27 protein-coding genes are annotated in these 22943 nt (G+C 62.7%); 9 read left to right on the forward strand and 18 right to left on the reverse strand.

Annotated elements, in window-relative coordinates:
- Positions 1 to 129: 129 nt before the first annotated feature.
- On the reverse strand, positions 130 to 942 hold the full coding sequence (locus tag AX672_RS16555) for a helix-turn-helix transcriptional regulator (RefSeq protein ID WP_066653333.1): 813 nt from the start codon (positions 940 to 942) through the stop codon (positions 130 to 132).
- Between the two features lie 95 nt (positions 943 to 1037).
- On the opposite strand from AX672_RS16555, the gene AX672_RS16560 reads away from it, so the two are divergent.
- A complete protein-coding gene (locus tag AX672_RS16560) occupies positions 1038 to 1583 on the forward strand; it encodes a carboxymuconolactone decarboxylase family protein (protein ID WP_066653336.1) in 546 nt (181 codons plus the stop codon).
- Between the two features lie 69 nt (positions 1584 to 1652).
- Positions 1653 to 2024 carry an SPW repeat domain-containing protein gene (locus tag AX672_RS16565; protein WP_066653341.1) on the forward strand — a complete coding sequence of 124 codons (372 nt, stop codon included), beginning with the start codon at positions 1653 to 1655 and terminating at the stop codon, positions 2022 to 2024.
- Positions 2025 to 2311: 287 nt separating this feature from the next.
- On the opposite strand, the gene AX672_RS16570 is transcribed toward AX672_RS16565, so the two are convergent.
- Complete coding sequence (locus AX672_RS16570) at positions 2312 to 2842, reverse strand: cytochrome P460 family protein (RefSeq protein ID WP_231731410.1); 531 nt, start codon at positions 2840 to 2842, stop codon at positions 2312 to 2314.
- A 47-nt stretch (positions 2843 to 2889) separates the two neighbouring features.
- Positions 2890 to 3504 (reverse strand): cytochrome P460 family protein, encoded by a 615-nt coding sequence (locus AX672_RS16575; RefSeq protein WP_066653346.1) that lies wholly within the window; start codon positions 3502 to 3504, stop codon positions 2890 to 2892.
- Positions 3505 to 3605: 101 nt separating this feature from the next.
- On the opposite strand from AX672_RS16575, the gene AX672_RS16580 reads away from it, so the two are divergent.
- On the forward strand, positions 3606 to 4556 hold the full coding sequence (locus AX672_RS16580; RefSeq protein WP_082730609.1) for an AraC family transcriptional regulator: 951 nt from the start codon (positions 3606 to 3608) through the stop codon (positions 4554 to 4556).
- A 332-nt stretch (positions 4557 to 4888) separates the two neighbouring features.
- Positions 4889 to 5782, forward strand: coding sequence for a LysR family transcriptional regulator (locus AX672_RS16585; protein ID WP_066653350.1), 894 nt, complete (start codon positions 4889 to 4891; stop codon positions 5780 to 5782).
- On the opposite strand, the gene AX672_RS16590 is transcribed toward AX672_RS16585, so the two are convergent.
- The 11 genes from AX672_RS16590 to trbB all read right to left on the reverse strand — a co-directional run bounded on the left by AX672_RS16590 (position 5770) and on the right by trbB (position 15305).
- On the reverse strand, positions 5770 to 5997 hold the full coding sequence (locus tag AX672_RS16590) for a DUF2274 domain-containing protein (RefSeq protein WP_066653353.1): 228 nt from the start codon (positions 5995 to 5997) through the stop codon (positions 5770 to 5772). The genes AX672_RS16585 and AX672_RS16590 overlap by 13 nt on opposite strands.
- Positions 5994 to 7166, reverse strand: a complete 1173-nt coding sequence (locus tag AX672_RS16595) for a TrbI/VirB10 family protein (RefSeq protein ID WP_066653355.1) — start codon at positions 7164 to 7166, stop codon at positions 5994 to 5996. Before AX672_RS16595 ends, AX672_RS16590 begins: the two co-directional genes overlap by 4 nt.
- Positions 7163 to 7990 (reverse strand): P-type conjugative transfer protein TrbG, encoded by an 828-nt coding sequence (gene trbG / locus AX672_RS16600; RefSeq protein WP_230959540.1) that lies wholly within the window; start codon positions 7988 to 7990, stop codon positions 7163 to 7165. Before trbG ends, AX672_RS16595 begins: the two co-directional genes overlap by 4 nt.
- Before the next feature lie 134 nt (positions 7991 to 8124).
- The gene (gene trbF, locus AX672_RS16605; protein WP_066653360.1) at positions 8125 to 8808 is read right to left on the reverse strand and encodes a conjugal transfer protein TrbF; all 684 of its coding nucleotides are present in this window, start codon (positions 8806 to 8808) and stop codon (positions 8125 to 8127) included.
- A gap of 5 nt (positions 8809 to 8813) precedes the next feature.
- The gene (gene trbL / locus AX672_RS16610; protein WP_066653363.1) at positions 8814 to 10139 is read right to left on the reverse strand and encodes a P-type conjugative transfer protein TrbL; all 1326 of its coding nucleotides are present in this window, start codon (positions 10137 to 10139) and stop codon (positions 8814 to 8816) included.
- 1 nt (position 10140) lies between these two features.
- Entirely contained in the window at positions 10141 to 10467 is a 327-nt protein-coding gene (gene trbK-alt, locus AX672_RS16615) for a putative entry exclusion protein TrbK-alt (RefSeq protein ID WP_066653366.1), read from the reverse strand.
- A gap of 4 nt (positions 10468 to 10471) precedes the next feature.
- Positions 10472 to 11230 (reverse strand): P-type conjugative transfer protein TrbJ, encoded by a 759-nt coding sequence (gene trbJ, locus AX672_RS16620; protein WP_066653369.1) that lies wholly within the window; start codon positions 11228 to 11230, stop codon positions 10472 to 10474.
- Positions 11231 to 11235: 5 nt separating this feature from the next.
- The gene (gene trbE / locus AX672_RS16625; RefSeq protein WP_066653371.1) at positions 11236 to 13713 is read right to left on the reverse strand and encodes a conjugal transfer protein TrbE; all 2478 of its coding nucleotides are present in this window, start codon (positions 13711 to 13713) and stop codon (positions 11236 to 11238) included.
- A gap of 4 nt (positions 13714 to 13717) precedes the next feature.
- A complete protein-coding gene (locus tag AX672_RS16630; RefSeq protein ID WP_066653375.1) occupies positions 13718 to 13993 on the reverse strand; it encodes a VirB3 family type IV secretion system protein in 276 nt (91 codons plus the stop codon).
- Positions 13993 to 14322, reverse strand: coding sequence for a TrbC/VirB2 family protein (locus AX672_RS16635; RefSeq protein WP_443026172.1), 330 nt, complete (start codon positions 14320 to 14322; stop codon positions 13993 to 13995). The genes AX672_RS16630 and AX672_RS16635 overlap by 1 nt, the downstream gene beginning before the upstream one ends.
- Complete coding sequence (trbB, locus tag AX672_RS16640) at positions 14322 to 15305, reverse strand: P-type conjugative transfer ATPase TrbB (RefSeq protein ID WP_066653380.1); 984 nt, start codon at positions 15303 to 15305, stop codon at positions 14322 to 14324. The genes AX672_RS16635 and trbB overlap by 1 nt, the downstream gene beginning before the upstream one ends.
- A 367-nt stretch (positions 15306 to 15672) precedes the next feature.
- On the opposite strand from trbB, the gene AX672_RS16645 reads away from it, so the two are divergent.
- Positions 15673 to 16167 carry a hypothetical protein gene (locus AX672_RS16645; RefSeq protein WP_066653385.1) on the forward strand — a complete coding sequence of 165 codons (495 nt, stop codon included), beginning with the start codon at positions 15673 to 15675 and terminating at the stop codon, positions 16165 to 16167.
- A gap of 7 nt (positions 16168 to 16174) precedes the next feature.
- Here the strand turns inward: AX672_RS16645 and AX672_RS16650 are convergent, their stop codons facing one another.
- The 3 genes from AX672_RS16650 to AX672_RS16655 are packed head-to-tail and all read right to left on the reverse strand — an operon-like array spanning position 16175 to position 18293.
- Complete coding sequence (locus AX672_RS16650; protein WP_066653387.1) at positions 16175 to 17368, reverse strand: phospholipase D family protein; 1194 nt, start codon at positions 17366 to 17368, stop codon at positions 16175 to 16177.
- 47 nt (positions 17369 to 17415) lie between these two features.
- Positions 17416 to 17547, reverse strand: coding sequence for a hypothetical protein (locus tag AX672_RS19215; RefSeq protein ID WP_269135512.1), 132 nt, complete (start codon positions 17545 to 17547; stop codon positions 17416 to 17418).
- Complete coding sequence (locus tag AX672_RS16655) at positions 17547 to 18293, reverse strand: helix-turn-helix domain-containing protein (RefSeq protein WP_066653390.1); 747 nt, start codon at positions 18291 to 18293, stop codon at positions 17547 to 17549. Before AX672_RS16655 ends, AX672_RS19215 begins: the two co-directional genes overlap by 1 nt.
- Positions 18294 to 18377: 84 nt before the next feature.
- Between AX672_RS16655 and AX672_RS16660 the strand changes: the two genes are divergently transcribed.
- Entirely contained in the window at positions 18378 to 19277 is a 900-nt protein-coding gene (locus AX672_RS16660) for a hypothetical protein (protein WP_066653392.1), read from the forward strand.
- Complete coding sequence (locus AX672_RS16665) at positions 19274 to 20689, forward strand: hypothetical protein (protein WP_155647249.1); 1416 nt, start codon at positions 19274 to 19276, stop codon at positions 20687 to 20689. The genes AX672_RS16660 and AX672_RS16665 overlap by 4 nt, the downstream gene beginning before the upstream one ends.
- Here AX672_RS16665 and AX672_RS16670 read toward each other — a convergent pair.
- Entirely contained in the window at positions 20686 to 21669 is a 984-nt protein-coding gene (locus AX672_RS16670) for a restriction endonuclease (RefSeq protein WP_066653397.1), read from the reverse strand. The genes AX672_RS16665 and AX672_RS16670 overlap by 4 nt on opposite strands.
- Before the next feature lie 192 nt (positions 21670 to 21861).
- On the opposite strand from AX672_RS16670, the gene AX672_RS16675 reads away from it, so the two are divergent.
- Positions 21862 to 22692: a type IV toxin-antitoxin system AbiEi family antitoxin domain-containing protein gene (locus AX672_RS16675; RefSeq protein ID WP_066653400.1), complete on the forward strand. Its 831-nt coding sequence runs from the start codon at positions 21862 to 21864 to the stop codon at positions 22690 to 22692.
- Positions 22692 to 22901, forward strand: a complete 210-nt coding sequence (locus tag AX672_RS16680; protein WP_066653402.1) for a nucleotidyl transferase AbiEii/AbiGii toxin family protein — start codon at positions 22692 to 22694, stop codon at positions 22899 to 22901. Before AX672_RS16675 ends, AX672_RS16680 begins: the two co-directional genes overlap by 1 nt.
- Positions 22902 to 22943: the final 42 nt, after the last annotated feature.

A 22943-nucleotide genomic window follows, 5' to 3' on the forward strand; every position in this document is an offset into this window, starting at 1 on the left:
CCCGGAATACACCATCGCCTACACCGGAAATTACACCACGAGCGCGGACGCTAACGCCATGCCGCCACGCGATCCATGTCCAGGCGGTCTCGCGTTCACTGCCGCATCCATGTCTACCAACTGATCATGTTACCTTAATCTCTGCTTCACTTGGCGCGGTGCTTCGCCCGTGACGCGAGCGAACACCCGTGAGAAGGCTGCGGCACTATCATATCCGACGCTGTCGGCCACGGTCTTGACCGGCTTGCCTGCGGCAAGAAGGTCACGCGCAATCGTCATTCGCCACCGGGTCAGATAGTCGATCGGCGTCCGCCCAACGCAGGCGCGAAAATGCGTGGCAAAACGGGTGCGCGACATGCCCGCCACCTCTGCCAGATCATCAAGAGTCCATGAATGCCTTGGCTGTTCGTGCATCGCCGTCAACGCCTTGGCCAGCCGGGGATCAGCAAGGCCGCCCAGCACGCCGTCACGCACCAGGCCACTGGCCACAACATGCCGCACAATCAGGATCAAGAGGTAATCGAACAGATGGTCGATGGCGGCCTGCCGCCCGTCGTTTTCACCAAATCCTTCGACAAGCAAGAGATCGCAAACGGGCCGCAGCGCCGCGTGGTCAGCCAGCGGCAATACGACAAGGTCAGGCAGACCGCTGCCAATCGGATTGCCGGTATCGCCGCCCAGATCGACCGTTGCGCACACCAGATCGGTCCCGCCTTCCGCTGCGCCCGTGAACCGATGCGCTAGTCTGCGCGGGAAGAAGAGAAGCGTGGGTTCGTTGAGGATAATGTCCGTCTCGCCGGTTCGGCTCAGCGTCAGCGTTCCGCTCTTGAGAAGATGAAGGTAGCCGCATTCGGTAAACTGCGCGGTTGCGCACAAGTTGCCCGCGAAGAACGTCCGGGCACTTGGAGCGGTGTGGGCAAAAAGAGCCGCAAAGATATCCATGTGAACGATCTGCAATGAAGTTGGCACCAATCTGCACCGATAACAGCCGATAGAGGCGTTGTGCAAGCCCGCACTGACCAACTGAGGAAACGCAAATGCCCCGCATCAACCCTGTAGAACTCGCCAATGCCGACACCGGCGTCCAGGCCACCCTCGGCGCTGTCAAGGCGAAGATTGGCATGGTCCCGAACCTTTTTGCGACCTTCGCCCATGCTCCCGCCGTGCTGAATGGCAACCTCGCCCTCGCAGATGCACTAGAAAGTGGTGTGCTGACCGCTGCACAGCGGGCGATCGTTGCGCTAGCCGTCGCCCAGTATAACGGCTGCCACTATTGCCTGTCGGCGCACACGCTGATGGGCAAGGGTGCCGGTCTTTCGCCAGAGGCTATCCGCGCCGCTCGCCTGGGCAAGGGCCAAAACTTCCTCGACGATGCGATCGCGACGCTTGCCTTGCGTATCGTTGAAACACGCGGCCAGGTGAGCGACAGCGATCTGTCAGCAGCCCGGCTTGCCGGCCTCGACGACGCCCACATCGTCGAAATCGTCGGCAATGTCGCGCACAATGTTCTGACCAACTTCATGAACAACGTCGCCCAGACCAAGATCGATTTCCCTGTCGTCGATGTGGCGATTGCGGCTTGATCTTATTGCGTGCGGGCCGGTGCAGGACATCGGCCCGCTCCTCAACAACATTCAGAGGGAACCTTTGCCATGAAACTGCAATTCCTTACCCCTGCGCTGCATGGCGTGCTTGACTATGTCGCCGCTGCCGCCCTTATTGTGCTGCCATTCCTGCTCGGCTTTCAGGGTATTGAGCTTTGGCTCTCTGTCGCCGGTGGGGCGGGCTTGATTGCCTACAGCCTGCTCACTGACTATGCATTCGGTGCGGTCAAGCTGGTGTCGTTCGATGCACACTTGTTGCTCGATCTTGCCGCAGGAGTAGCCTTCATTGCCGCGCCATTCTTGCTTGGCTTCACCGCTCTGGCTTCGATCTACTACCCGGTTATGGCAGCTGGCGTGATCGCGGTGGTTACCTGTACCTCGCGAGCCAACCAATCAGGCCGACAGAACGCCGCTGCCTGAGCACGTCTATCAAGGACACAAGAGTTGTTATCAACAATGCCACCCTGCATGCCCCGATCACGGCATGCAGGGTTTGCCACGTCTGGAGTTTGGCGCTCCACGACCTGAGCCATAGCCCAACGCCCTCAGCGCCATGATTCAGTCGGCAGAAAAATTACGCGTACGGAACTCAATTCCTCACTATTCTGACCTTTGCAGAATCAGCCAACAGCGTTGAGCCCGTGAAAGCGGGCCCGCTTGTCGCAAGGCGAGGCGGTGTGCGGATCCCAACAGAGGCACCGCTCCGCTTATTTCTTGAGCACCGGATAGCCATCGACATAAATCGAGTCAGTCGCATTGGCTGGCAAGTGGCAAGTCAGACAATCGGTCTTGTAATCGGTCGATTTCGTCTTGGTCGGGGCGCCCTGATCAAACCATGCCCAGCCCCAGCCGTCGCCCCACAACTTGTTGTCGGGATGGCTGTTCTTGCTGTCCTTCACCATAACGAACCAGCCTTTCAAGGCTTTCGTATGGCTGACAGTGCCCGTTGTCATTGGTCCCGTCGTCGCCTCGAACACCTCTTTTACTAGCGTCGTGCCGTCCGCGAACTTGCCGGTAGCGCGATGCCCGGCTGCAGCACCGGGCGAGGCATAGACGATATGCATCTCCTTTGATCCGGGTGTGCCATCGGCCGCCACAGCCCAAGTGCCGAGATATTGATAGGTATCACGATAATCGGCAGGTACGCGCAAGGTGCCTGCGGCGTCAGCGCCGCTATTGACAGCAACACCCGTATTCGATTGCGGCGCACAGGCCGACACAATCAGTACACCGACCAACGATAACGCGCACAACCCAGCGACAGCCGCACTGCAGTATTGCATGTCTATTGGTCCAACCGGGGATAGAATTGTGTCCACACCATATCTTTCTTGGCACCATCGATATGACATTGCGCGCACTCAGCGGCAGACCTCAACGTCGCGGTCGCAAATTTGGGTTCGCCATGATTGAAGTTATAGTATCCCCAATTTTGGGTGTCTGCATAACGCTTGCTGTCCTTAACTGAAACATCCGCGCCGTTGAGCTTCCCCGGGAAATATCCGCGCCCCGATGTCTCGTCTCGCGAACCGTCTGGATGTGTTCCTTTCAAGGTCAGTTGAAGCTCCTTGAACATGATTGTCCCTTCAGGGAAGACACCGGTCTTTTTGTATTCGTCGTAGGCCCAGGGCTGGATATAGACGTTGTGATACTCCGGGAAGTTGGCCTTGCCGCCGTTCAGTGCGTGCGGGGTCAACGGCGAGCCCATATACACCCACCGTTCGAAATTCTTTGGCAGGACCAGATTGCCGTCTGCAGTATACTCGGGGAGATAACGCTCTGCCCCTGTCTGCGTCGCGCTTCCGCCCTGTTTTTCCACTCCCGTTTCGGTCGGCTCGCTACACCCGGCTAGCAAAAGAGCTGAGGCTGCAAACAGAAGCGACCCTTTCGGAATGAGCATGAGATATCTCCCTGTTGACGTAGGCATTTGCTAACGCAATGCTTGTTTCTTCATGATGAAAGCCATGTAGATCAAATATTTGTGCAGAAGGGCTCTTTCTCTTGTCCAAACGTCTCTTGTCGCGAATCGACCTTGATGCGCTGTTCGATCAACTGCGTGTCGAGCCGATCGCTTTTTCCGAATGCTTCATTGCCCCCGCTTGGGCGTTGGCCTTTTCAGCCACCCCGGCATCAGGTCTTCACTATGTGTTGCATGGCGAAGGTGAACTGGTGTTAGGGTCGGACGCGCCTGTTCCCTTCGGCCCGGAAACGCTGCTTGTTACCCCGCGGGACACCCCTTACCGCATCCAGGCGCGGTCTACTCCAGAGGCACGGACAGGTTGTGGGGGTGTGGTCGCGGTAACCATCGACCTTGGACAACCCACACTGAAGCGCTGGCAGGCAGGAAGTGACGAGCCAGAGCTGAAGATCGTCTGCGGCCATTTCCGTGCAATACAGGCTGGCAATCGCGACCTGTTCGGTGCGCTTGATGCACCGGTGGTCGAGTATTCCGGCAAAGATAGTGTCGGCAGTCTGATGCCATTGATCCGCACCGAGCTCAGTGAGAACAACACGGGCGGCCGGACGATGGCCGCAGCGATGCTGCGCCAGGTTTTGGTGATACTGTTGCGGCGCGGGCTCGCCGAACAGCAGAGTTGGCTTGGTTCGCTTGATCTGGTTAGCGATGAGCAGGTGATGCGCGCCTTTAGCGCCATGGTGCATGAGCCCGGTGCGGCACACAGTGTGATGTCTCTGGCGCAGCTGGCATGCTTAAGTCGGTCAGCCTTCATCAAGCGGTTCCGGGCGTCGTTCGGGCACCCTCCCGCCACAGTGCTGCGCGAACTGCGCTTGCTCGCTGCGGCAGACCGGCTGCTGCATAGCCGCGCATCTGTCGAGCAGGTCGCGCGCGGCGTGGGCTATGCGAGCCTGAGCAGCTTTTCGCGTGCCTTTACCACGCGGTTCGGCGTTAACCCGGCTGCATATCAGGCGCGCTCTCAAGAATCAGGCGTTTGACGCATAGATTGGGCTCCTGCGGCTGAGGTGTTGCTTTATTCATTTTGGCGGAGGCACATAATATAAATTTTGAAAATATGGTAGCGAAACGCGAGCATAGGTGTTCGCCTAGTCGATCGCCTCACTATATGAATATCCGGGGGCAATTGTGAAGTAACGGCCTGATGAAAAATCGGCGGTCGCGTTATATTCCCGTAATTTTATCGGTCCGCAGCCTAGCATCGCGCAGCGGTTGTTTGTCGCTGGATTTAGACTGGATTTGGGAAGCTAGGGCTTCGGGCTATTGGTGATAGCGCGAAGCACGGAGGCGAAGATAAGGGTCGCAAAGCCTTATGATTGAAGTGCGTCAGCTCAGATTTGCAGTAGCCACCGCCGATGCCCAGAATTTCTCACGCGCCGCCGAAGCAATGCGCATCAAGCAGTCGACGTTGAGCAGACGAATAGCCACCTTGGAGGCGCGTCTCGGGATCAAGCTCTTTGAACGCAGCACGCGCGGCGCGATACCGACCGAACAAGGCAAGGCGTTTCTGAGTGTTGCCCGGCGCATTCTCACCGATATCGACAATCTTCAGACGACAGCCCGCGCGGTCAGCTATGGCGAAGAGGGCAGGATCGCGGTCGGCTTTTGTGCGTCCCTGATGGCCGGCAACATGCGCGCGACCATTGGCGAATATATGCGGCGTCACCCCGACATTCAGTTTGACGGGATCGAGTCGGATCCCGAGCGTATGTTCAGTGACCTGAAGGCACGGATTATTGACGTGGCTCTGATGCCGTCGGACGCGCACGACGCCGGCATCCTCCGGCGCTCGGCTTGGTCGGAGCGTTTGCTGGTGGCTTTGCCGAAAGACCATCAACTGGCCACATCAGACCGGATTCACTGGAGCGATTTGCGCCGCCAGGTTTTTGTGCTGCCCAGTCAGGGCGTGGGCCCGGCGATGGCGCGCACGTTGAAGCGCCGATTGTCGGATCAGGGCTATCGTGCGCACCTGATCATGCAAGACACAAGCCTCGAAAGTGTTCTGAGCACGGTACCGTTTGGCCGGTACATCACGCTGGCCACCGAAGCCTCGATCGGAGTGCATTGGCCGGAACTAACGTTCCTCGAAATCATGGATCAGGGCGGCCCTGCGCGGCTCGACTATGCTTTCTACTGGCGCGAAGAAAACGACAATCCGGCGCTGAAGCGTTTCTTCGATTTGATCAGCGAACGCTACCCGGCCTGACCCGAGCGCCGCAATTTGGCGAAGGACCGGTCGGTCGCAATGAAACGCTCGATCATCGGCGGGATCAGTCGTTCAGGTGATGGAGCATCTTTGGTATCGCCGCCGTTGATCGCCAAGCCATAGGCGAGCAGTTCGCGGTGAAGGCGGGACGACAGCTCGATGGTTACCTTGACCGGCTTTTCGTCGGCCAGATCGGCCAATTTCAATCGAGTCACGATCCGCCTCCCAGTACGAGGTCACGGGTCACCAGCACGCGCACAGGAAAACCCGGACGGATCGTCAGTGTCGGCCGTACGTCGAGCTCGCGGCTGACCACCTGTTCGCCCGCGCGGTCGATGCTGTCCTGCGAGCCGCGGCGCAGCGCGCGGGTGAGATTGTCGTCATTGCCAGCGCCAAGCTCGCCGCCAACACCCAGCAGAGTCGAGACCAGTGCTGCCCGCAGAACGCCGCCCCAATGGAAGTCCACGCCGTCTTGCAGCCCGGCAAAGCCGGATGGGTCCCCGCCGGGTTGGCGTTCCAGCACCATCGACCGGCCATCGGGCAAGATCAGGCGGTTCCATGCGAGTTGGACCCGGCGCTGGCCGAAGGACACGTCGGCATTATAGTCGCCGATCAGTCGCGATCCCTGGGGGATGAGCAGGATGCGGCCGGTGACGCTGTCATAGACTGGCTCGGTGACCTGCGCGGTGACCTGACCTGGAAGATCGGAGCGAATCCCGGTGATGAGGGCAGCAGGAATGATACTGCCCGCCTGCAAGACATAGGTGCCCGCAGGTGGCTCGATCCGACTCGCTGATACCGTCCGGCGCTCGGCGTGGCGGTCGGCAAAGGCGGGACGCTGAGCCTCTGCTGCAAGTTGCGGCACCGGCGGCCCACCGCCGGGATCGGCAACTTCCGATCCGTCACCGACAGCAGCTGCCCCCGCACCGCCACCAAAGAACAGGCGGCTTTCGCGAGCGGCGCTGCGTTCCTGCATAAGCCGCTGTCGTTCGGTCTCGGCTGCCGTTTGCGCAGGCGTTGGCGCAGGACCAGTGGGCGGCGCAGCGCCGATCGGTGGGAGCTCGGCGACATCGCCGCGCTGTTGTGCCGCCAGGATCGGCGCGCCGAGATCGCCGGGCAGGGGCGGGCCCAGCTTGGGGACATCACCATAGTCGCGAGGGGCATCGGCCAATGCATCGGGCCGCGCCGCGCCTTCGGTGTTGAGCAGCTCCTCGCGCTCGGCCCGGCTCGCGGGCTGCAGGGCATAGATCAACGCACCGCCGACAAGGGCAAAGCCGCAAGCCGACGCGATGCCGATGGCCTTGCGCGACAGCCGCATGACGCGCGGCGGATCTCCGCGCAGCTTGACCGCCTCTTCTGGCGTTGGAGCAGCTTCGTCGCTCATGACGGCGTCCTCCGGCGTTCCTTGCGGATCTCGACGCGCTGCTGCGAACGGCGGTCGCCAAGGCGCAGTTCGGCGCGCTCGAGCAGCCGGTCGACGACCATGAAGCGGCCTGACACGCGGTAGTTGAGGAGCTCGGCCTGATTGCCTTCGCCAAGCCCGAACAGCGGCGGCATCTGACCTTGCGAAACGCTTTCGGGAAACTCGATGAAAGTCTGCCGCCCGTCATCGAACACGCGCACCGGTCGCCACGCAGGCCGATCGCCCGACAGACGGTAGGCAAAATTGAGCGCCTCGACCGGAATATTGGCAGCAATTGGTGCTGCGCGCCTCTCGGCTTCCTGCGCCTGCTGCAAGGCGATCAACTCGTCCTGCGGATAGGTCCAGGAGACCGACGCCATGTAGACCGACGGATTGGCGCGCAGCTCGATATGATAGGTGCGCCGGTCGGTATTGATGACGAGGTTTGTTGTGATATCGGAGCGGACCGGCTTGACCAGAATGTGGACACGGGCGCTGGCCCCGCGTCCGCTTACGGTGTCGCCGATCAGCCAGCGCACGGTATCGCCGGCAGCGACAGGTCCGGCGCCAACCAGCTGCTCGCCTTCCTGCAGCGCAATGTCGGTCACCTGTCCCGGCGCGGTATAGACCTGATAGAGCGCGCCGGGCGCCCAGGCGTAGTTCTGGATCGCGTTGATGAACTGCTCGCCCTCGGGTTGCACGCGCGCGGCGGCGTTTGCCGCTCCCACCCGATCCCGGGGCAAGGAAGGTTGGGAGCGGCGCGCGGCGGGGGAGGGGGCTCGCCGCGATTCGGATTGCGTCTGCATTGTTGCGCTGGTCCCCGAATCGATGACCACTTGCGCCGGTTCTAGGGCCACCATCTGTGCTGAAGCCGGACAGGCGGTTGTTCCAAGCAGAACGGGCAAGAGGGTGACCGCAAGGCGACCGTGAATGGGCGAGATCATGAGCCAAGTTCCTTTGACCAGTTGATGGCATTGACGAAGATGCCGAGCGGATTCTTGCGCAGGGCATCGGGGGTGCGCGGGGTCTGGACGGTGATCGTCAGGATCGCGGTCCAGCGACTGGTCTCGGCAAGGCTACCATCGCGGTAGCGGCGTTCGACCCAGGCAACGCGAAAGCTGGCCGGCGAGGCGCGGATGACGCTGGTGACATCGATCCCGACCTGTTCGCGGCCTACAGCCGCGAAGGGATCGTTGGTCCGGGCATAATCGTTGAGCACCAATGCGCCGCGGTCGGTGACAAAGTCATAGGCGCGCAGCCAGTTTTGGCGGACAATGATCGGATCGTCGGGAATGCTGCGCACCTGTTCGATAAACCGCGCCAGGTGGAAGGCGATCTGCGGGTCGCTTGGGTTAAAGTCGCTGACCGCAGGGGCGACGGCCTGGGCTTCGCCAAGCTTGTCGACCTGCACCACCCATGGAATGATCGAGCCCTGTGAACCCTGCCAGACGATCCCCGCAGTGAGACAGGCGGACAGACCGAGCGCGCCGAAAAAGGCATAGCGCCAGCTTCGCGCCTGTATCCGCGCCGAGCCGATGCGCTCGTCCCAGACTTGGGCTGCGCGTTGGTAGGGCGTCTCCGGTTCGGGCGTCTTGCCGTAGCGGATCGAAGGTCGTCGGAACATGTGCGTCAGTCCTTTTCTGAAGTGTCGATCGACGCGCCGCCGCCGTGGCTGTCGCCCGATTTGAGTGTGTGCGCGGCGATGCTCGCGCCGTGGGAAATCGTCTGCCGGTCCTTCATCGCCTTGGCCCAGGCTGGCTGGTCGGCACCGGTATCTGACGGCGCAGGCGGCGATGGCGGCGGCGTGTTAGGTCCGGGCGTGATGCTGCCGCCGGTCTTGGTGATGGCGTCGCGGCTGCCTTCGCGGAACGATTGCTTCACGCCGTCACCGGCCTTCCTCAGCGGCGATGTTGCAGCGCTGGCGGCATATTCGCCGACGGCACGCGCGCCGCTTGCCACCGCTGCGCCGCCCGACTTGCCGGCAGAGCCGAGGGCGTAAGCCATGGTCGCGCCGCCTGCGGCGCGCGACGTCCCTTGCGCGACATTGGAGGCAGCACTGGCGACCGCGCCGCCCGCCAGTTTCGCGCCGGCGACAGCGCCTGCGGCAGCGCCGCCCGCGAGCAGCGCGGTGCCGGCTGCGGCGCCGGCGCCAAGCTGAGGTCCGCCCGACACGATGCCATTGGCGATCCCGGGACCGAAGATGCCAAGGCCGAGCAGCGCCAGGCTTGCCAGCACGATCGACAGCGCGTCCTCAATCGTGGGTTCGCCCGCGATGGCAGTTGTGAACTCGGAGAAGATGGTCGAGCCGATGCCAACGATCACCGCGAGCACCAGCACCTTGATGCCCGACGAGACGACATGGCCAAGAACGCGCTCGGCCATGAAGGCAGTCTTGCCGAACAGGCCGAACGGGATCAGCACGAAGCCGCAGAGCGTGGCCAGCTTGAACTCGATGAGCGTGATGAACAGCTGAATCGATAGAATAAAGAAGGCGATGATGACGATCGCCCAGGCGACCAGCAGGATCACGATCTGCAGGAAATTCTCGAAGAAGCTGACAAAGCCGAGCAGCTCGGAGATCGATTCCAGCAAGGGATAGGCGGCATCGAGCCCCACTTGCGCGACCCTTCCTGGCTGTAACAGTTCGGCAGCCGTAAACCCGGTGCCACTGGCCTTGAGGCCAAGCCCGGCGAAACTCTCGAACACGATGCGTGCGAGGCTGTTCCAGTTGCCGATGATGTAGGCGAAGATCCCGACAAACAGGGTCTTCTTGACGAGGCGGGCAAGAATGTCGTCCTGCTCGCCCCATGACCAGAACAGCGCTGCCAGCGTGACGTCGATGACGATCAGCGTGGTCGCGATGAAGGCGACTTCGCCGCCCAGAAGGCCGAACCCGCTGTCAATGTAGCGCGAAAAGATGTCGAGGAAGCGGTCGACGACGCCGGTGCCACCCATGTCAGCGATCCCCCGCCATATCGAGGGTGGGATCCCCGCTGTTGTCAGCCACAGGGGGCACGACCGCCGCATCACGCTCGGCTTGCCCCAGGAACCGGCGGCGTTCCTCTGCCCAGGCTGCGGTGCAGATATCGACCGATGCCGCCTCAATGCCCAGTCTTGAGCAATAGCCAAGGGTGGCCTTTGCACCGTCTCCGGATACATCCGCCGCAGCTATCGGAGCGCTTGGCGGCGGCGCAGGCTCTTCGCGCAATTCGAGCATGGCCATGGTGATGGCAATGGCGACGAAGGCGCTGGACCCAATCCGCGCAAAGAGCTTGCTGTCCATCGCCTCAGTTCCCGAACAGCCGGGCATTGCCCGGAACATAGGGCCGGCGATCGCCGAGGAAGCGGCGCAGCTGTTCGCGTGCCTGCGCCTTGGCGGTCGCTTGCGCAGCGGCGTCGAGCGATTGTGCGCGCGCGAGCGAGGCGACCGTGGCGGTCAGGTCCGCGAGTTGCTGCGCCTGCACTGCCAGTAGCTGATTGCCAGCCTGGGCGGCCTGAAGCGCGCCGGTTGCCGACTGACTTGAGCCAACGAGGCTGTCGACGGCGGCGCGCGTGCCGTCGATATTGCCAACCACGCCGGCTTGAACCCGTAGGGCATCCTCGAACGCGCCGACGCTGTTCTGCCACCGGGCTTCAGCACCCTGGACCAGCTCGCGCTGCGGCCCGGTCATCGAGCCCGCGCGATAGTTGTTCTGGAACTCGCGTTCGATCTGACGGACGTCGTAAGCCACGCGCTGCGCCTGCCCGAGCAAGGCCTGGGTCCGCCGGATCTGCGCCTGCAGCGGTTCGAGCACGGTGAGTGGCAGCGATTGCAGGTTGCGCGCCTCGTTGACGAGCGAGGTGGCCTGGTTCTGGAGCTGCCAGATCTGGTTGTTGATCTGCTCGAGCGTGCGCGCGGCGGTCAGGATGTTCTGGGCATAGTTGCGCGGGTCGAACACCACGCCGCCGATCTGGGCGCTGGCGGCCGTCGGCTGCATGGCGCTGACGCTGACCGAGAGGACGGCTGCACCGGCAGCGAGCATCGAGGCGAGTCTATGGCGTTTCATGGGCACTACTCCTGGGGTTGGTCCAACCGGGGACCGGGCTGGGGAAGGGGCGAAGGGCCGGGCAGTAGCTCGGCTGCCCAGGCCAGACCGCGATGGCGCAGCCAGCGCGGAGCAAAGTCGGCGCAGCCGTGCACGCCCGTGATCGCATCGATCGCGAGCTGGTCGGCCTTTGATGAGGTGGCAGTGAAGGCGAGCGCGACTTCGCCCAGGCCAAGTTCGAACAATCGGTTGCCGCGCGCCGACTGACAGTAATAGTCGCGCTTGGGCGTCGCCCGCGCGATGATCTCGATCTGCCGGTCATTGAGGCCGAAGCGCCGATAGATCGCCAATATTTGTGGTTCGACCGCACGTTCGTTGGGGAGGAAGATGCGGGTGGGGCAGCTCTCGATGATGGCAGGCGCGATCGCCGAGCTTTCGATGTCGGCGAGGCTCTGGGTCGCAAACACCACGCTCGCATTCTTCTTGCGCAGCGTCTTGAGCCATTCACGCAGTTGTGCGGCAAAGGCCGGGCTGTCGAGGACAAGCCAGCCCTCGTCGATGATGATCATCGTCGGCGAGCCGTCGAGCCGGCCTTCGATGCGGTGGAACAGATAGGACAGCACGGCAGGGGCTGCGGCCGAGCCCGTCAGTCCTTCGGTTTCGAAGGCCTGAAAGCTGGCCTCGCCCAGACGTTCGCTCTCGGCATCGAGCAGCCGCCCGAACGGCCCGCCAATGCAATAGGGCGCCAGCGCCTGCTTCAAGGCCTGCGATTGGAGCAGGACGGCCAACCCGGTGAGCGTGCGCTCGGTCATGGGCGCGGTGGCGAGCGAGGTCAGCGCCGACCAGAGATGCTCCTTGGTAGCGGGATCAACCGTTACGCCTTGAGCGGTAAGGATCGCCTGGAGCCATTCGGCCGCCCAATTGCGCTCCGCCGGTTCGTCGATCCGGGCCAGCGGTTGCAACAGCACCGTGCCAGTGCTGTCCTCAGCCAGGCCGGAACCGGTCAACGAATTGCCGAGGTCCTGCCAGTCCCCACCGCATGCGAGCGCCGCTGCCCGGATAGAGCCGCCGAAATCGAAGGCAAAGACCTGGGCGCGATCATAGCGCTGAAACTGCAGCGCCATCAGCGCGAGCAGCACCGACTTGCCGGCCCCGGTCGGGCCGACGATCAGAGTGTGCCCGACGTCGCCAACATGGAGCGAAAACCGGAATGGGGTCGAGCCTTCGGTCCGCGCATAGAATAATGGGGCGGCGTTGAAGTGATCGTCCCGTTCCGGCCCGGCCCACACGGCAGACAGGGGGATCATGTGGGCAAGGTTCAATGTGGAGATCGGCGGTTGCCGGACATTGGCGTAGACATGGCCGGGGAGCGATCCGAGCCAGGCCTCGACCGCGTTCATGCCTTCGACGATCACGGTAAAGTCGCGGCCCTGGATGACCTTTTCGACCAGACGCAGCTTCTCCGCAGCCAGCGCCGGATCCTCGTCCCACACCGTCACCGTCGCGGTGACATAGGCCTGGCCGACAAAATCCGATCCGAGCTCCTGCAGCGCGGCATCGGCATCGGCGGCCTTGTTCGAGGCATCGCTGTCGAGCAGCGTCGAAGCCTCGTTGGTCATCACCTCCTTGAGGATGCTTGCAACCGACTTGCGCTTGGCGAACCATTGCCTGCGGATCTTGGCGGTCAGCTTTGTGGCGTCGATCTTGTCGAGCATGACTGCGCGGGTCGACCAGCGATAGGCGAAGGCGAGCCGGTTGAGCTCGTCGAGCAGACCCAGGAAGGTGCTGCTGGGAAAGCCGACCACGGTCAGCGTGCGCAGATGCGCGCGACCGAGGCGCGGCTCGAGCCCGCCAGTTAACGGCTGATCGGCCAGCAGCGCGTCCAGATGCATCGGGATCTCGGGAACGCGGACGCGGTGACTGCGGGTGGAAACGCAACTGTGCAGGTATGTCAGCGTCTCACCGTCATCGAGCCACGCGACCTCGGGCACAAAGCCATCGATCAGGCGCAGCAGGCGCTCGGTGCGGTCGACGAAGAGGTCGAGCAGTTCTTTGGGATTGATGCCCTTTTCGGCCTTGCCCTCGTAGAGCCAGCTTTCGGCGCGGGCCGCGTCTTCGGCGGGCGGCATCCACAGCAGGGTCAGGAAATAGCGGCTTTCGAAATGGGCGCCTTCCTCGGCAAACTGCGCGGCGCGTTCGCGCTCGATTAGCGCAGAAGCGGGATCGGGAAAGTCGCTGTCGGGGTAGTCCAGCGCCGGGCGGCGCACTGCCTCGACGAAGATGGCCCAGCCTGAACCCAGTCGCCGCAGCGCGCTGTTCAGGCGCGCGGTCGTCGCGATCAGTTCTGCGGGCGTCGCGCTGTCGAGATCGGGACCGCGAAAGCGGGCCGAGCGCTGAAAGCTACCGTCCTTGTTGAGCACGACGCCGGGTGCGACCAGCGCAGCCCAGGGCAGGAAGTCGGCAAGCCGGTCGGCCTTGTTCCGGTATTCGCGAAGCGAAAGCATGGGATCAGACCCTCAGGAAAGTGGGGAAGCGCAGATGCCGTCGCGCGACATCGACGAATTGCGGATCGCGCCGCGCCGCCCAGACCGAGACCATGTGGCCCAGCGCGAAGATCACCACGCCGGCGATCCACAGGCGCAGGCCAAGCCCGATCGCGGCGGCCAGCGTCGCATTGGTGATCGCCAGCCCGCGCGGTGCGCCACCAAGCAGGATATGCTCGGTCAGCGCGCGGTGAACCGGAACGACAAAGCCCGGCACGGCTTCTGGCGCCGCGGTCTCCATCAGACGAGAGCCCCGCCGCCGAACGAGAAGAACGACAGGAAGAAGGATGAGGCGGCAAAGGCGATCGACAGGCCGAACACGATCTGGATCATCCGTCGCGCCCCGCCCGAGGTGTCGCCGAAAGCGAGTGCTAGACCAGTCGCAATGATGATCATCACCGCGACGATCTTGGCGACGGGGCCCTGGATGGACTCGAGGATCGACTGGAGCGGCGCCTCCCACGGCATCGATGAGCCCGCCGCATGGGCAGGGCCCGTAATGGCAAGAGCAACGAAGCCGCCGAGCATGGCAGCGGAGAGGCGGGCACGGGCGCGCGATAGGGTGCGGATCACGATGAAACTCCTGTGGCTGGGGGTGTGATTGGTAGGATCTGGTAGTCGCCGCGATCATCGAGCCCGGTGACCTCAGCGAGTTCGGCGAGCCGCCGTCCGGTCCCGTCGCGGACCAGGACGGCGATCACATCAATGGTCTCGGCGATCAGCGCGCGCGGCACAGTGACGACGCTTTCCTGGATCAGCTGCTCCATGCGCCGCAGGACCCCAAGCGCCGATCCTGCGTGGATCGTGCCGACGCCTCCGGGATGGCCGGTGCCCCAGGCTTTGAGTAGGTCGAGCGCTTCGGCTCCGCGCACCTCGCCGATCGGGATGCGGTCGGGCCGCAGGCGCAGGGCCGAGCGAACCAGGTCGGAGAGCGTGACCACGCCGTCTTTGGTGCGCAGCGAGACAAGGTTGGGCGCTGCGCATTGCAGTTCGCGCGTGTCCTCGATCAGGACCACGCGGTCGTCGGTCTTGGCGACTTCGGCCAGCAGCGCGTTGGTGAGGGTGGTCTTGCCGGTCGACGTGCCGCCAGCGACCAAGATGTTCTTCCGGGCCGCAACGGTGCGAACCAGCGCGTCGGCCTGCCATGCAGACATGATGTTCGCTGCAACGTAATCTGCGAGCGTGAACACCGCGACGGCGGGCTTGCGGATCGCGAAGCTCGGCGCTGCCACCACCGGCGGCAGCAGACCTTCGAAGCGCTCACCCGTATCGGGAAGCTCCGCCGACACCCGCGGCGCCTTGGCATGAACCTCGGCTCCGACATGATGCGCCACCAAGCGGATGATCCGCTCGCCATCGGCAGCACACATCCCGCTCCCCGTATCGGCGATCCCGGCTCCGAGCCGGTCGATCCACAGCCGTCCATCGGGATTGAGCATGACCTCGATGACCGAGGCATCTTCAAGCCAGGCGGCAATCTCCGGCCCGAGCGCAGTGCGCAGCATGCGCGCTCCGCGCGACGATGCTTGCGACTGGATGGGGATGACGCTCATGAATTGCCTCGTGTCGGCGAGGCAACCAATCATCGGCTGCGCTCGTGAGGCAGATCAAAGAGACATCAAAGCGGGTGAATGCAACAGCGAGTTGCGGGCGGCGTATCTTAGCGGAAAGGCAGAAAGGCTAGCGTAGTATGAGCCTCAAATGACCGCTTGATTGGACAATCCGGAAAGTCGGCTTTTAAGCTGTGGAGGGGCTACGCGGCCCTCCGCTCATAAGGCAAGCATCTTGGCAAGTAAGTCGGCGGAGGCATGTGCACCGACGCGATCAACTGGCGCTTTGCGCGCGCGCAGCGGGCAGGAGATTTGGTGACGCCTGCCGCGGTAACAAGCTATACTTGGGCGGCAACGAAGCGGTTGGTCTATGGCATTCAAAAGAGTTGATCAGATTCTCACGGCGGACGCTCGCTATGCAGGACTTGTCGTCGTCGACGGCGACGGCGCTCGTCCGATCGACCTGCCCGCGCACCACGCCGCCGTCGCGTCCGTCACGCTGCGCGGCACCGCGCCGGGCGAGGTGCGGGATGCATTCGACCGTGCGCGCAATCTCGTCATCTATGCCTATTTCGATTATGATCTATTGGTGAATGCCGAAATCCAGGCGCTCGGCGCGGTCGAACTCGCGCTTCGATTACGGCTGGCGGGGCAATCGAGCGACACGTTGCACAACCTCGTCGAGCGCGCGCGCAAACACGCTATCTTTCCCAAATGGTCTCGCGCGCAACCGATCGATCGCGCGCAGTCGCTGGTCGCGATGCGCAATGGCCTGTCGCACGGCACCACCGACATCCACACGCCGGGAATGACGATGATCGTACTCGAAGGCTGCGCCTGGGCGATCGACTGCGCCTTTCCTTGATCGGCGCTCAGTGTTGGGGATAGCCGAGCTTGCCTAAGGGAAGTCCGGGCGGCGCGAATCGCTTCTTCGACAGGTCGAGCTCGCCCAAGGTCCGCAATTTGTCTTCAAGGCGTTCGTCGATCCACGCCCGCGATCGGTCGGTGAGCACCATGCCCGGTTTGCGGTTATAGGCGATCATCGGATCGATATTGCCCCTGCCTGCCGCAGCGTTTCGCTGCGTCGAGGCGAAGCTGTCCGATTTCATCGCCGCCATCATCGCGCGGAACGACACGCCATCGTCGAGCGTCCCGTCGAGGAACCGAGTATCGTGCACCCGCACATAATTGGCCCAATTTTGCTTCCACGGCCGCAGGGCGATCTCCGCCCTGCTGGCGACATCGACATCGTCACGATGTTCGCGGCCGATTGCCTTGCCGAAGATCATCAGATCGTCCGGGCTATGGACGAGGCGCCCGAGATACAGAACGTCGCCGTCCTTGACCTGCCGGGGATGGATTGCGCTGGGATACGTGAACGCCCAATTAGCGCCCGACTCCGCGACGACATCGTCGGTGCGGAGATCACGGCTCGCCTTGTTGTCACCCGTTCCTGAGAATTTGACAAAGGCCTGATTGGCAAAGGAGGGCGTGGCCGCAGTCGACGTGACGAACGGACTGTCGGCGGGAACCTTCGCGCCGAAATCGGGGAGCGATTGCTTGGGCTTTCCCGGATTGGCGACGCGCCGCGCTTCGAGGATTTTCTCCCACTCCTTGAGCTTCACCGGGGTGAGATCGGCGCCGGCCAGCTTCCATAGCCGCTCGAAATAGTCGCCGCAGGTCGAGACGATCGCGGGATCGCCGGCGGCGAAGCCGAATTCGTGGTTTCGCCGCATCGCCGCCTCGGTGACGTTGGCGCTCGTCGCGATCACGCTGGCGTTGCCGAACAGATAGAGCTTCGCGTGCAGCCCGCGCACGCCGCGCACCTTGCCGCCCGCCGCCAACACCGCGCGCAGTGCCGCGATGTCGCTGACGCCCTGGTCGAAGCAGTTTAGATCGAAGCGCGTGATCAGTTCGATGTTCTTGGCCGTGCCCTCGCGGACGATCCGTTGTAGCGCCGTCGCCTTAACGAACGGGCAGACGATCCGGAGACCGGAAGGATGGGCGCGTCGCGCCGCCAGGAGCTCGCGCTCCCACGCCTCGCTGATCAACCGAAAATCCGCCATCCGCCCCCTCTTTCCCACAACCCCCGGCGTCATGCCTGGATATACCATCAGGATGGTAGCAGGATATAGCCACTGGTGGCCGCGACCACCAAGGCGATCACCACGCGCGCCGCCCATTTGCCGAGTTCCTCGACGAACGCGCCGGTGAACCGGTCGATCGGCCTGGGCTCGCTCGCCATCAGTCGTCCTCGGCGAAATAGTCGGCAAGCATCTGCTGCTCGTCGACCCGAGCGTCTGCCCACAAGATCGGGATCGTCCCTGCGGCGGGATTTGAGCGGCGCGAGCGCACCGCGAGGAGCGCTATCGCGATCGGCTCACCGCCGTGGGTCGGTTCAGCGTCATAGGTGCCGGTGAGGATCGCCGCCGCGTGCGTGCGCTCGATCCGCTCGACACAGGCGAGGAGGTCGCGCCACAGCGGCCTGACTCGGAAGTCGCGCTCGGGCTTGCGCCCGATCAGCCCGAGGCGTTCGGCCTGGACGAAGGACGCGAGATCGAGCCATTCGCGCAATTCTGCGAGGTCGTCAGCGGCATCCGGCCCGAGATCGGATTGAAAAAGCAGGCTGTGGGTGGCGAGCATCGCCTTGAGCTGTAGTTCGCTCCGAAATGGTGCCACCGGTACCGGTACGCGGCCCTCGGTCCAAGCGAACATCTCCACGAAATTGGCGGCGGCCTCTTCGGCCGTGGGGCGCATACGCGGACGAAGGAATTCATCCTCGGGCTGGCGCAGCGCGACGGCGATTTTGCGGAGCTGCGCTGGGCGCACCCGGATGCCGCGCTCGACGCGCTGCACCGTCGCGAGCGAGACACGGGCTTCGCATGCCAGCGTTTGCTGCTTCCAGCGGAAGAACATCCGCTGCAATTTCACGAAATTGGCGATGGCGGCGCCGTCGAGGACAAAAGTCGCTGAGGGATCGATCGTGGTCATGGCTGTCGGTATGATGCAGTTTGTCTGTAAATTAGAGAGTGATATGCACGTCAGTTTGGTCACCCAACCCCCGTCCGAAAATCCATGCGGGAGCCACCCCACGCCGGCGAACGGATCGATAAGGACGTCACGGTGGCGGTGAAGCGTCACGTCATTGATACCAACTATCTCGGCTATGATGACTTGGCCGCGTTTCTTGGCCGCTCGACCGACAATTACGCGGTGATCGCGGAGATGACATTGGTCGAGGTGCACAAGAAAGCGGCGGCGTTCCAGGCGCGCCAGCTCCTCAAAATCCTGTGTCGGCACCCGCGCCAGGTCATCATCCTACGCAGCACGCTCGATCTCTATCGCGATCGAGGTGACAGCAAAGGGCTGGTCAACCGCCTCATCGAGCCGAAACAGACCGGGTCATTCGGCGAATATTGCCGCACCGTGATTGACGTTCCCGACGACGAGCACGTCGATGCGCACTTCGCGCTGATGGAGGAGCAGTCGCGCGCGCAGGTCGCCGACCTGCAAGCGTCGGTCGGCAACATCCTCAACCTATTCGAGCGCTGCGTGACGATCTTCGAGCGTGGTGAGCTCGACAGGTTGCGCAAGCGGATTCCTTATTCGGAAGCGTTGCAGCGCAAGCTCATCCACCTCAGCATGGACATCCACAAAGTGTTGCTGCGATCGCTCAACATCGAGCAGCGCTTCTACCCCAAGACGACGCCATGCACGCTTAACACGTTTGTGTTCCGCTACGCACTTTGCGTCGTGATCTTCCTGACACGCTGGATCCGTCACGGCGAGGCCAAAGAGATTCGGCAAGAGCGGCTCGTCAACCACGTGATGGATTTGAAGACGGCGGCGGTCGCGACCTTCTTCGACGGACTCAAGACGCATGACGAAATGCCCAAGGACGTCCATCTCGAGGCGAAATATGTGCTATCGGCGATCGGTGCCTATACCAATTGCGGCAAAGGCGGATGGCGATGACGCCCAGACGCACCATGCAGCGGACGATCGAGATTGCTGACTTTGAACTGCCGCGCGGGGCGGTGTCGATCCAGCAGCTGATGGCGATGCCGCGGTCGGTATGGGATCATCTGCGCAGCGAGATAACCCGCCGCCGTCAGACCGATCCCGCGCATCCAATCGCGCGGTGCCGCTTGTGCAAGGGGCCGATCTTCATTCGCGCGCATTTCGCCGACGGCGAACATGCACCGGTCTTCGCACACTATCCCGAGAGTCCGACCGACTGTCCCTGGTATCAGGGCGTCAACCTGAAGCCCGACGACGCGCGCGCCGCGCAATATCAGGGTCATCAGGAATCGGCGCTGCATCGCTGGCTGTGCGAGACGATTGCCGAAGTGCTCGGCAAAGACCCGCGCTGCCAGCTCGTCACCGTAGAAACCTACCGGCGCCCCGCAATCGCGGCCCGGGGACGTTTTCCCGATGTCTATGCCGAGTTGGACGGGCTCGGAAAATTCGCGATCGAAGTACAGCTCTCCAAACCCTTCGCGCCCGAGATCATCGCGCGTCACCTTCATTATGAAGCCGAGGGCGTGGCGCTGCTGTGGGTGTTCCGCGAACTTCCTCCAGAACTGCCGCAAGGCTTTCACGATGTCATCACGCTCCAGCGCGGCAACGTCTTCCTGTTCGACGACGCGGCGCTCGCAGCATCGATCGCGCAGGGCAAGCTCGTGCTGACCGCCCTTCTCGAGACCGATCGCGGCGGATTTCTCAAACCACGGCAGGCATCGCTCGACGACCTCGATCGCAGCACCGGGCGCGCTGTCTTCATCGAGGATCGTCGCTCGGACCGACTGCTCGAATATTGCCGCCTCGGCCGGGAAAAATGGTGGGAGGCATTTCGCGAAGCGCCGCCGTCGGACTTCGACTTTCCGTTCAGCGAACCCTGCTTTCATCGCGCCTGGGATTCGATCAAGGGTTTCGTGCCAGCGCTCAGCCCGTGGAAGCGCGAATGCTGGTCGACGCAATTCATGCGGGGTGATCAGCATTTTGCGGAACTGGCGGCGATCCTCTTCTCGATCGCCCGAACCGCCGCGACGGCCAAGGATCGCGTCTACGTCACGCGCTATACCGGCGAGGGCGCCTTGGTCGCGATGCTCAATGCCAAGCTCTCATCACAGTTTTTCGCACCCTATGCGTCATTGATCGAGACCATGCTTCGGGCCGGACCTGCGCGCGATCGTCTCGATCGCGCGTCATTGAAGACAGCGTTCGCCAAAGCCGCGGCGATGGCCGAGCAGGTCAAGTCCGGCCATCCCGTCTGGGCGGGGGCCGCGCGACTGTTTCCGGAGGTCTTCGACGGGCTGCGGCGCGCGGAGCTCGACGATCTCGGCAGGCTGCCCGGATGGGCGGGCGGAGCAGAGCAGCCGACTTAGGCCCTTTCTGCGGGACGCAGGAACGGCGGCACTTCTGCTGGCTGCTGATGGAGGATCAGCGTCACGACGTCCTGTTCAAGCGCGCGATCGAGCGCAGCCGTGAAATTGGTGATGCTTGATACCACCTTGTCTCGGCGGATTGCGTGCCGCCAGTTGATTTGTTCTCCCGGTTGCTGCCGCCAGGCGATGAGCTGGACTAGCGCCATATGGCCGAACATCATCCCCTCTTCGCCGGCCTGGAAGGCGATGTGGATATGCGTCGGAGTGAAGGTCTGCCGCTCTTCCAGATCCCAAGTCGTGAACAAGGTGGCGACGTCTTCGTGGATATCGTCACGCGGCTGCCCGCCGCTGGCGGTAAACCGGACGCGGTCAATCCGCATGCGCCATTGCTCGGTCGTGGTATCCCCGCTGGTTTCGGTTTCGAGCAATTCTTCCTTGAGGCACTCCAAGACGATCCCGGCACCTGGCGCGATCTTGTAGGACACGTCGCCGGCAAGCACACCGAGCAGGTTCTGCCGCATCGCCTGGTCGAAACGGATATTGAAGTTTTTCCTCGCCTTTCGGAGATGCCGCACCTCGAACAGCATCCAGACGCTGTAAAATTTCCAGGCGATGAGCAGTGGCTTGCCGAGCAGGTCGGCATAGGCGTTCAATCGGCCGAGATATTCTGGGGTGAACGAGAGCGTCTGGCTCCGCTTCACCTTTACCTCGATCAGGACTGGCCCTGATGACTGAAAGTCGGCGAGCAGGTCGGGAACCTGATAGGTCTCTCGAGACGCGGGTGGCGACTGGTGCTGGTCGAGCTTGTGGATCAACCGGGTCTGGCCGAGCCAGGCGCAGACCGCCATGAATTCGTCCTCAGCAGGCAGGCCGCGGTCGAGCTGGCGGACCTTGTCCGCAATCCGACGCGCATCGCTCGCCCAGCCAAGCTCGGCGAGCACGTCCTGAATCAGGCGGTCGGTATCGTCGGGTTCGGCCAACTTTCACGGTCCTGTTTGTGCGAGCGTCGGTATTGGCCCCATTCTAGGCGGATTGGGTGGTTGACGCACCCCGCGCGCGGCATAGAGCGTTATATTTTGCGCGCACTCTATGCCCCTTTGGGCTACGTTCTTGCCAATAAATATAATAGTCGTTATATCCAGTGCTCGTAACATCGCATCTGGAGCGACGAAATGCGCGCAAACTATAAGTCGAAGACACTGGGTCCACGCGCCGCGCAGCTCGTCGTCGAACTGAACGAGCGGCGCAAGACCATCTTTTCGCTCGAGGACGTCACAGAGATCACCGGCCTGAGCCTTCCGTCGGCCCGCAGCCTCGTCGCTAACACCGAAGCGCGCGGGATCGTTACACGCCTCAAGCCCGGGCTCTATAACCTCGTTCCGTTCGAGCGCGGCCGTGACACTGAGCATGTCAGCGACCCTTATCTGATCGCGAAAAGCCTGGTCGGCGACACGCCCTACTTCATCTCGCATGCCAGTGCGCTTGAACTGCATCGCATGGTCACGCAGCCCCAGCTTGCGATTACGGCATCAGTCGCCAAGCGATTGCGCCCCCAGCGACTGCACGGCTATGAATTCCAATTCATCCACGTCAAGCAAGCCAACTTCTTCGGGCTCATGGATCATTGGATCACGCACGAGGAGCAGGTCAGGGTCAGTGATCCCGAGCGAACCATCATCGACGGTCTGAACCATCCGCAATATGTCGGGGGCATCACCGAAGTCGCCAAAGGGCTTTGGATGAAGCGCGACACGCTGCATATCCCCCGCCTTGTCGAGTATGCGGTGCGGATTGATGTCGGCGCCGTCATTCGCCGCCTCGGCTACCTGCTCGAATTCTACGGCCTCGCCGAGTCCCCAGCGCTGGAGCCGCTGCGCGCCAAGCTGACCTCGACCTATCAACGCCTCGATCCGCTGTTCCCAGCCGAAGGCAGGATGCTCGCGCGCTGGCGCATCCGCATCAACCTCGAACCCGATGAACTAGACGCGATCCGGAGCAGCTGATGATACCGCAACGCGACATTTCCCGCATCGCGAACGCACTGTTTCAAGCCGGGGGCGGGCGCCGCATCCCCGAAGCTGTCATCGAGCGCGACTATTGCCTGGCGTGGTTTCTAACTGCGCTGGCCCGGCATCCGTTGCGTGAGCGGCTCGCGTTCAAGGGCGGCACGGCGTTGCGGCGCTGCTGGTTCGAAAACTATCGAGACTGTTGAAAAACGCGTGCTTGCGACGGCGATGGAGGCGTGATTCACTCT

This window comes from Sphingomonas sp. CCH10-B3 (assembly GCF_001556185.1).
Classification (GTDB): domain Bacteria; phylum Pseudomonadota; class Alphaproteobacteria; order Sphingomonadales; family Sphingomonadaceae; genus Sphingomonas; species Sphingomonas aquatica.

Bases quoted from the DNA above. Each gene is read 5' to 3' on its own strand.
- AX672_RS16555 (WP_066653333.1), bottom strand. From the start codon at position 942: ATGGATATCTTTGCGGCTCTTTTTGCCCACACCGCTCCAAGTGCCCGG.
- AX672_RS16560 (WP_066653336.1), top strand. From the start codon at position 1,038: ATGCCCCGCATCAACCCTGTAGAACTCGCCAATGCCGACACCGGCGTC.
- AX672_RS16565 (WP_066653341.1), top strand. From the start codon at position 1,653: ATGAAACTGCAATTCCTTACCCCTGCGCTGCATGGCGTGCTTGACTAT.
- AX672_RS16575 (WP_066653346.1), bottom strand. From the start codon at position 3,504: ATGCTCATTCCGAAAGGGTCGCTTCTGTTTGCAGCCTCAGCTCTTTTG.
- AX672_RS16585 (WP_066653350.1), top strand. From the start codon at position 4,889: ATGATTGAAGTGCGTCAGCTCAGATTTGCAGTAGCCACCGCCGATGCC.
- AX672_RS16595 (WP_066653355.1), bottom strand. From the start codon at position 7,166: ATGAGCGACGAAGCTGCTCCAACGCCAGAAGAGGCGGTCAAGCTGCGC.
- trbG (WP_230959540.1), bottom strand. From the start codon at position 7,990: ATGCAGACGCAATCCGAATCGCGGCGAGCCCCCTCCCCCGCCGCGCGC.
- trbF (WP_066653360.1), bottom strand. From the start codon at position 8,808: ATGTTCCGACGACCTTCGATCCGCTACGGCAAGACGCCCGAACCGGAG.
- trbL (WP_066653363.1), bottom strand. From the start codon at position 10,139: ATGGGTGGCACCGGCGTCGTCGACCGCTTCCTCGACATCTTTTCGCGC.
- trbK-alt (WP_066653366.1), bottom strand. From the start codon at position 10,467: ATGGACAGCAAGCTCTTTGCGCGGATTGGGTCCAGCGCCTTCGTCGCC.
- trbJ (WP_066653369.1), bottom strand. From the start codon at position 11,230: ATGAAACGCCATAGACTCGCCTCGATGCTCGCTGCCGGTGCAGCCGTC.
- trbE (WP_066653371.1), bottom strand. From the start codon at position 13,713: ATGCTTTCGCTTCGCGAATACCGGAACAAGGCCGACCGGCTTGCCGAC.
- AX672_RS16630 (WP_066653375.1), bottom strand. From the start codon at position 13,993: ATGGAGACCGCGGCGCCAGAAGCCGTGCCGGGCTTTGTCGTTCCGGTT.
- trbB (WP_066653380.1), bottom strand. From the start codon at position 15,305: ATGAGCGTCATCCCCATCCAGTCGCAAGCATCGTCGCGCGGAGCGCGC.
- AX672_RS16645 (WP_066653385.1), top strand. From the start codon at position 15,673: ATGGCATTCAAAAGAGTTGATCAGATTCTCACGGCGGACGCTCGCTAT.
- AX672_RS16650 (WP_066653387.1), bottom strand. From the start codon at position 17,368: ATGGCGGATTTTCGGTTGATCAGCGAGGCGTGGGAGCGCGAGCTCCTG.
- AX672_RS19215 (WP_269135512.1), bottom strand. From the start codon at position 17,547: ATGGCGAGCGAGCCCAGGCCGATCGACCGGTTCACCGGCGCGTTCGTC.
- AX672_RS16655 (WP_066653390.1), bottom strand. From the start codon at position 18,293: ATGACCACGATCGATCCCTCAGCGACTTTTGTCCTCGACGGCGCCGCC.
- AX672_RS16660 (WP_066653392.1), top strand. From the start codon at position 18,378: ATGCGGGAGCCACCCCACGCCGGCGAACGGATCGATAAGGACGTCACG.
- AX672_RS16665 (WP_155647249.1), top strand. From the start codon at position 19,274: ATGACGCCCAGACGCACCATGCAGCGGACGATCGAGATTGCTGACTTT.
- AX672_RS16675 (WP_066653400.1), top strand. From the start codon at position 21,862: ATGCGCGCAAACTATAAGTCGAAGACACTGGGTCCACGCGCCGCGCAG.
- AX672_RS16680 (WP_066653402.1), top strand. From the start codon at position 22,692: ATGATACCGCAACGCGACATTTCCCGCATCGCGAACGCACTGTTTCAA.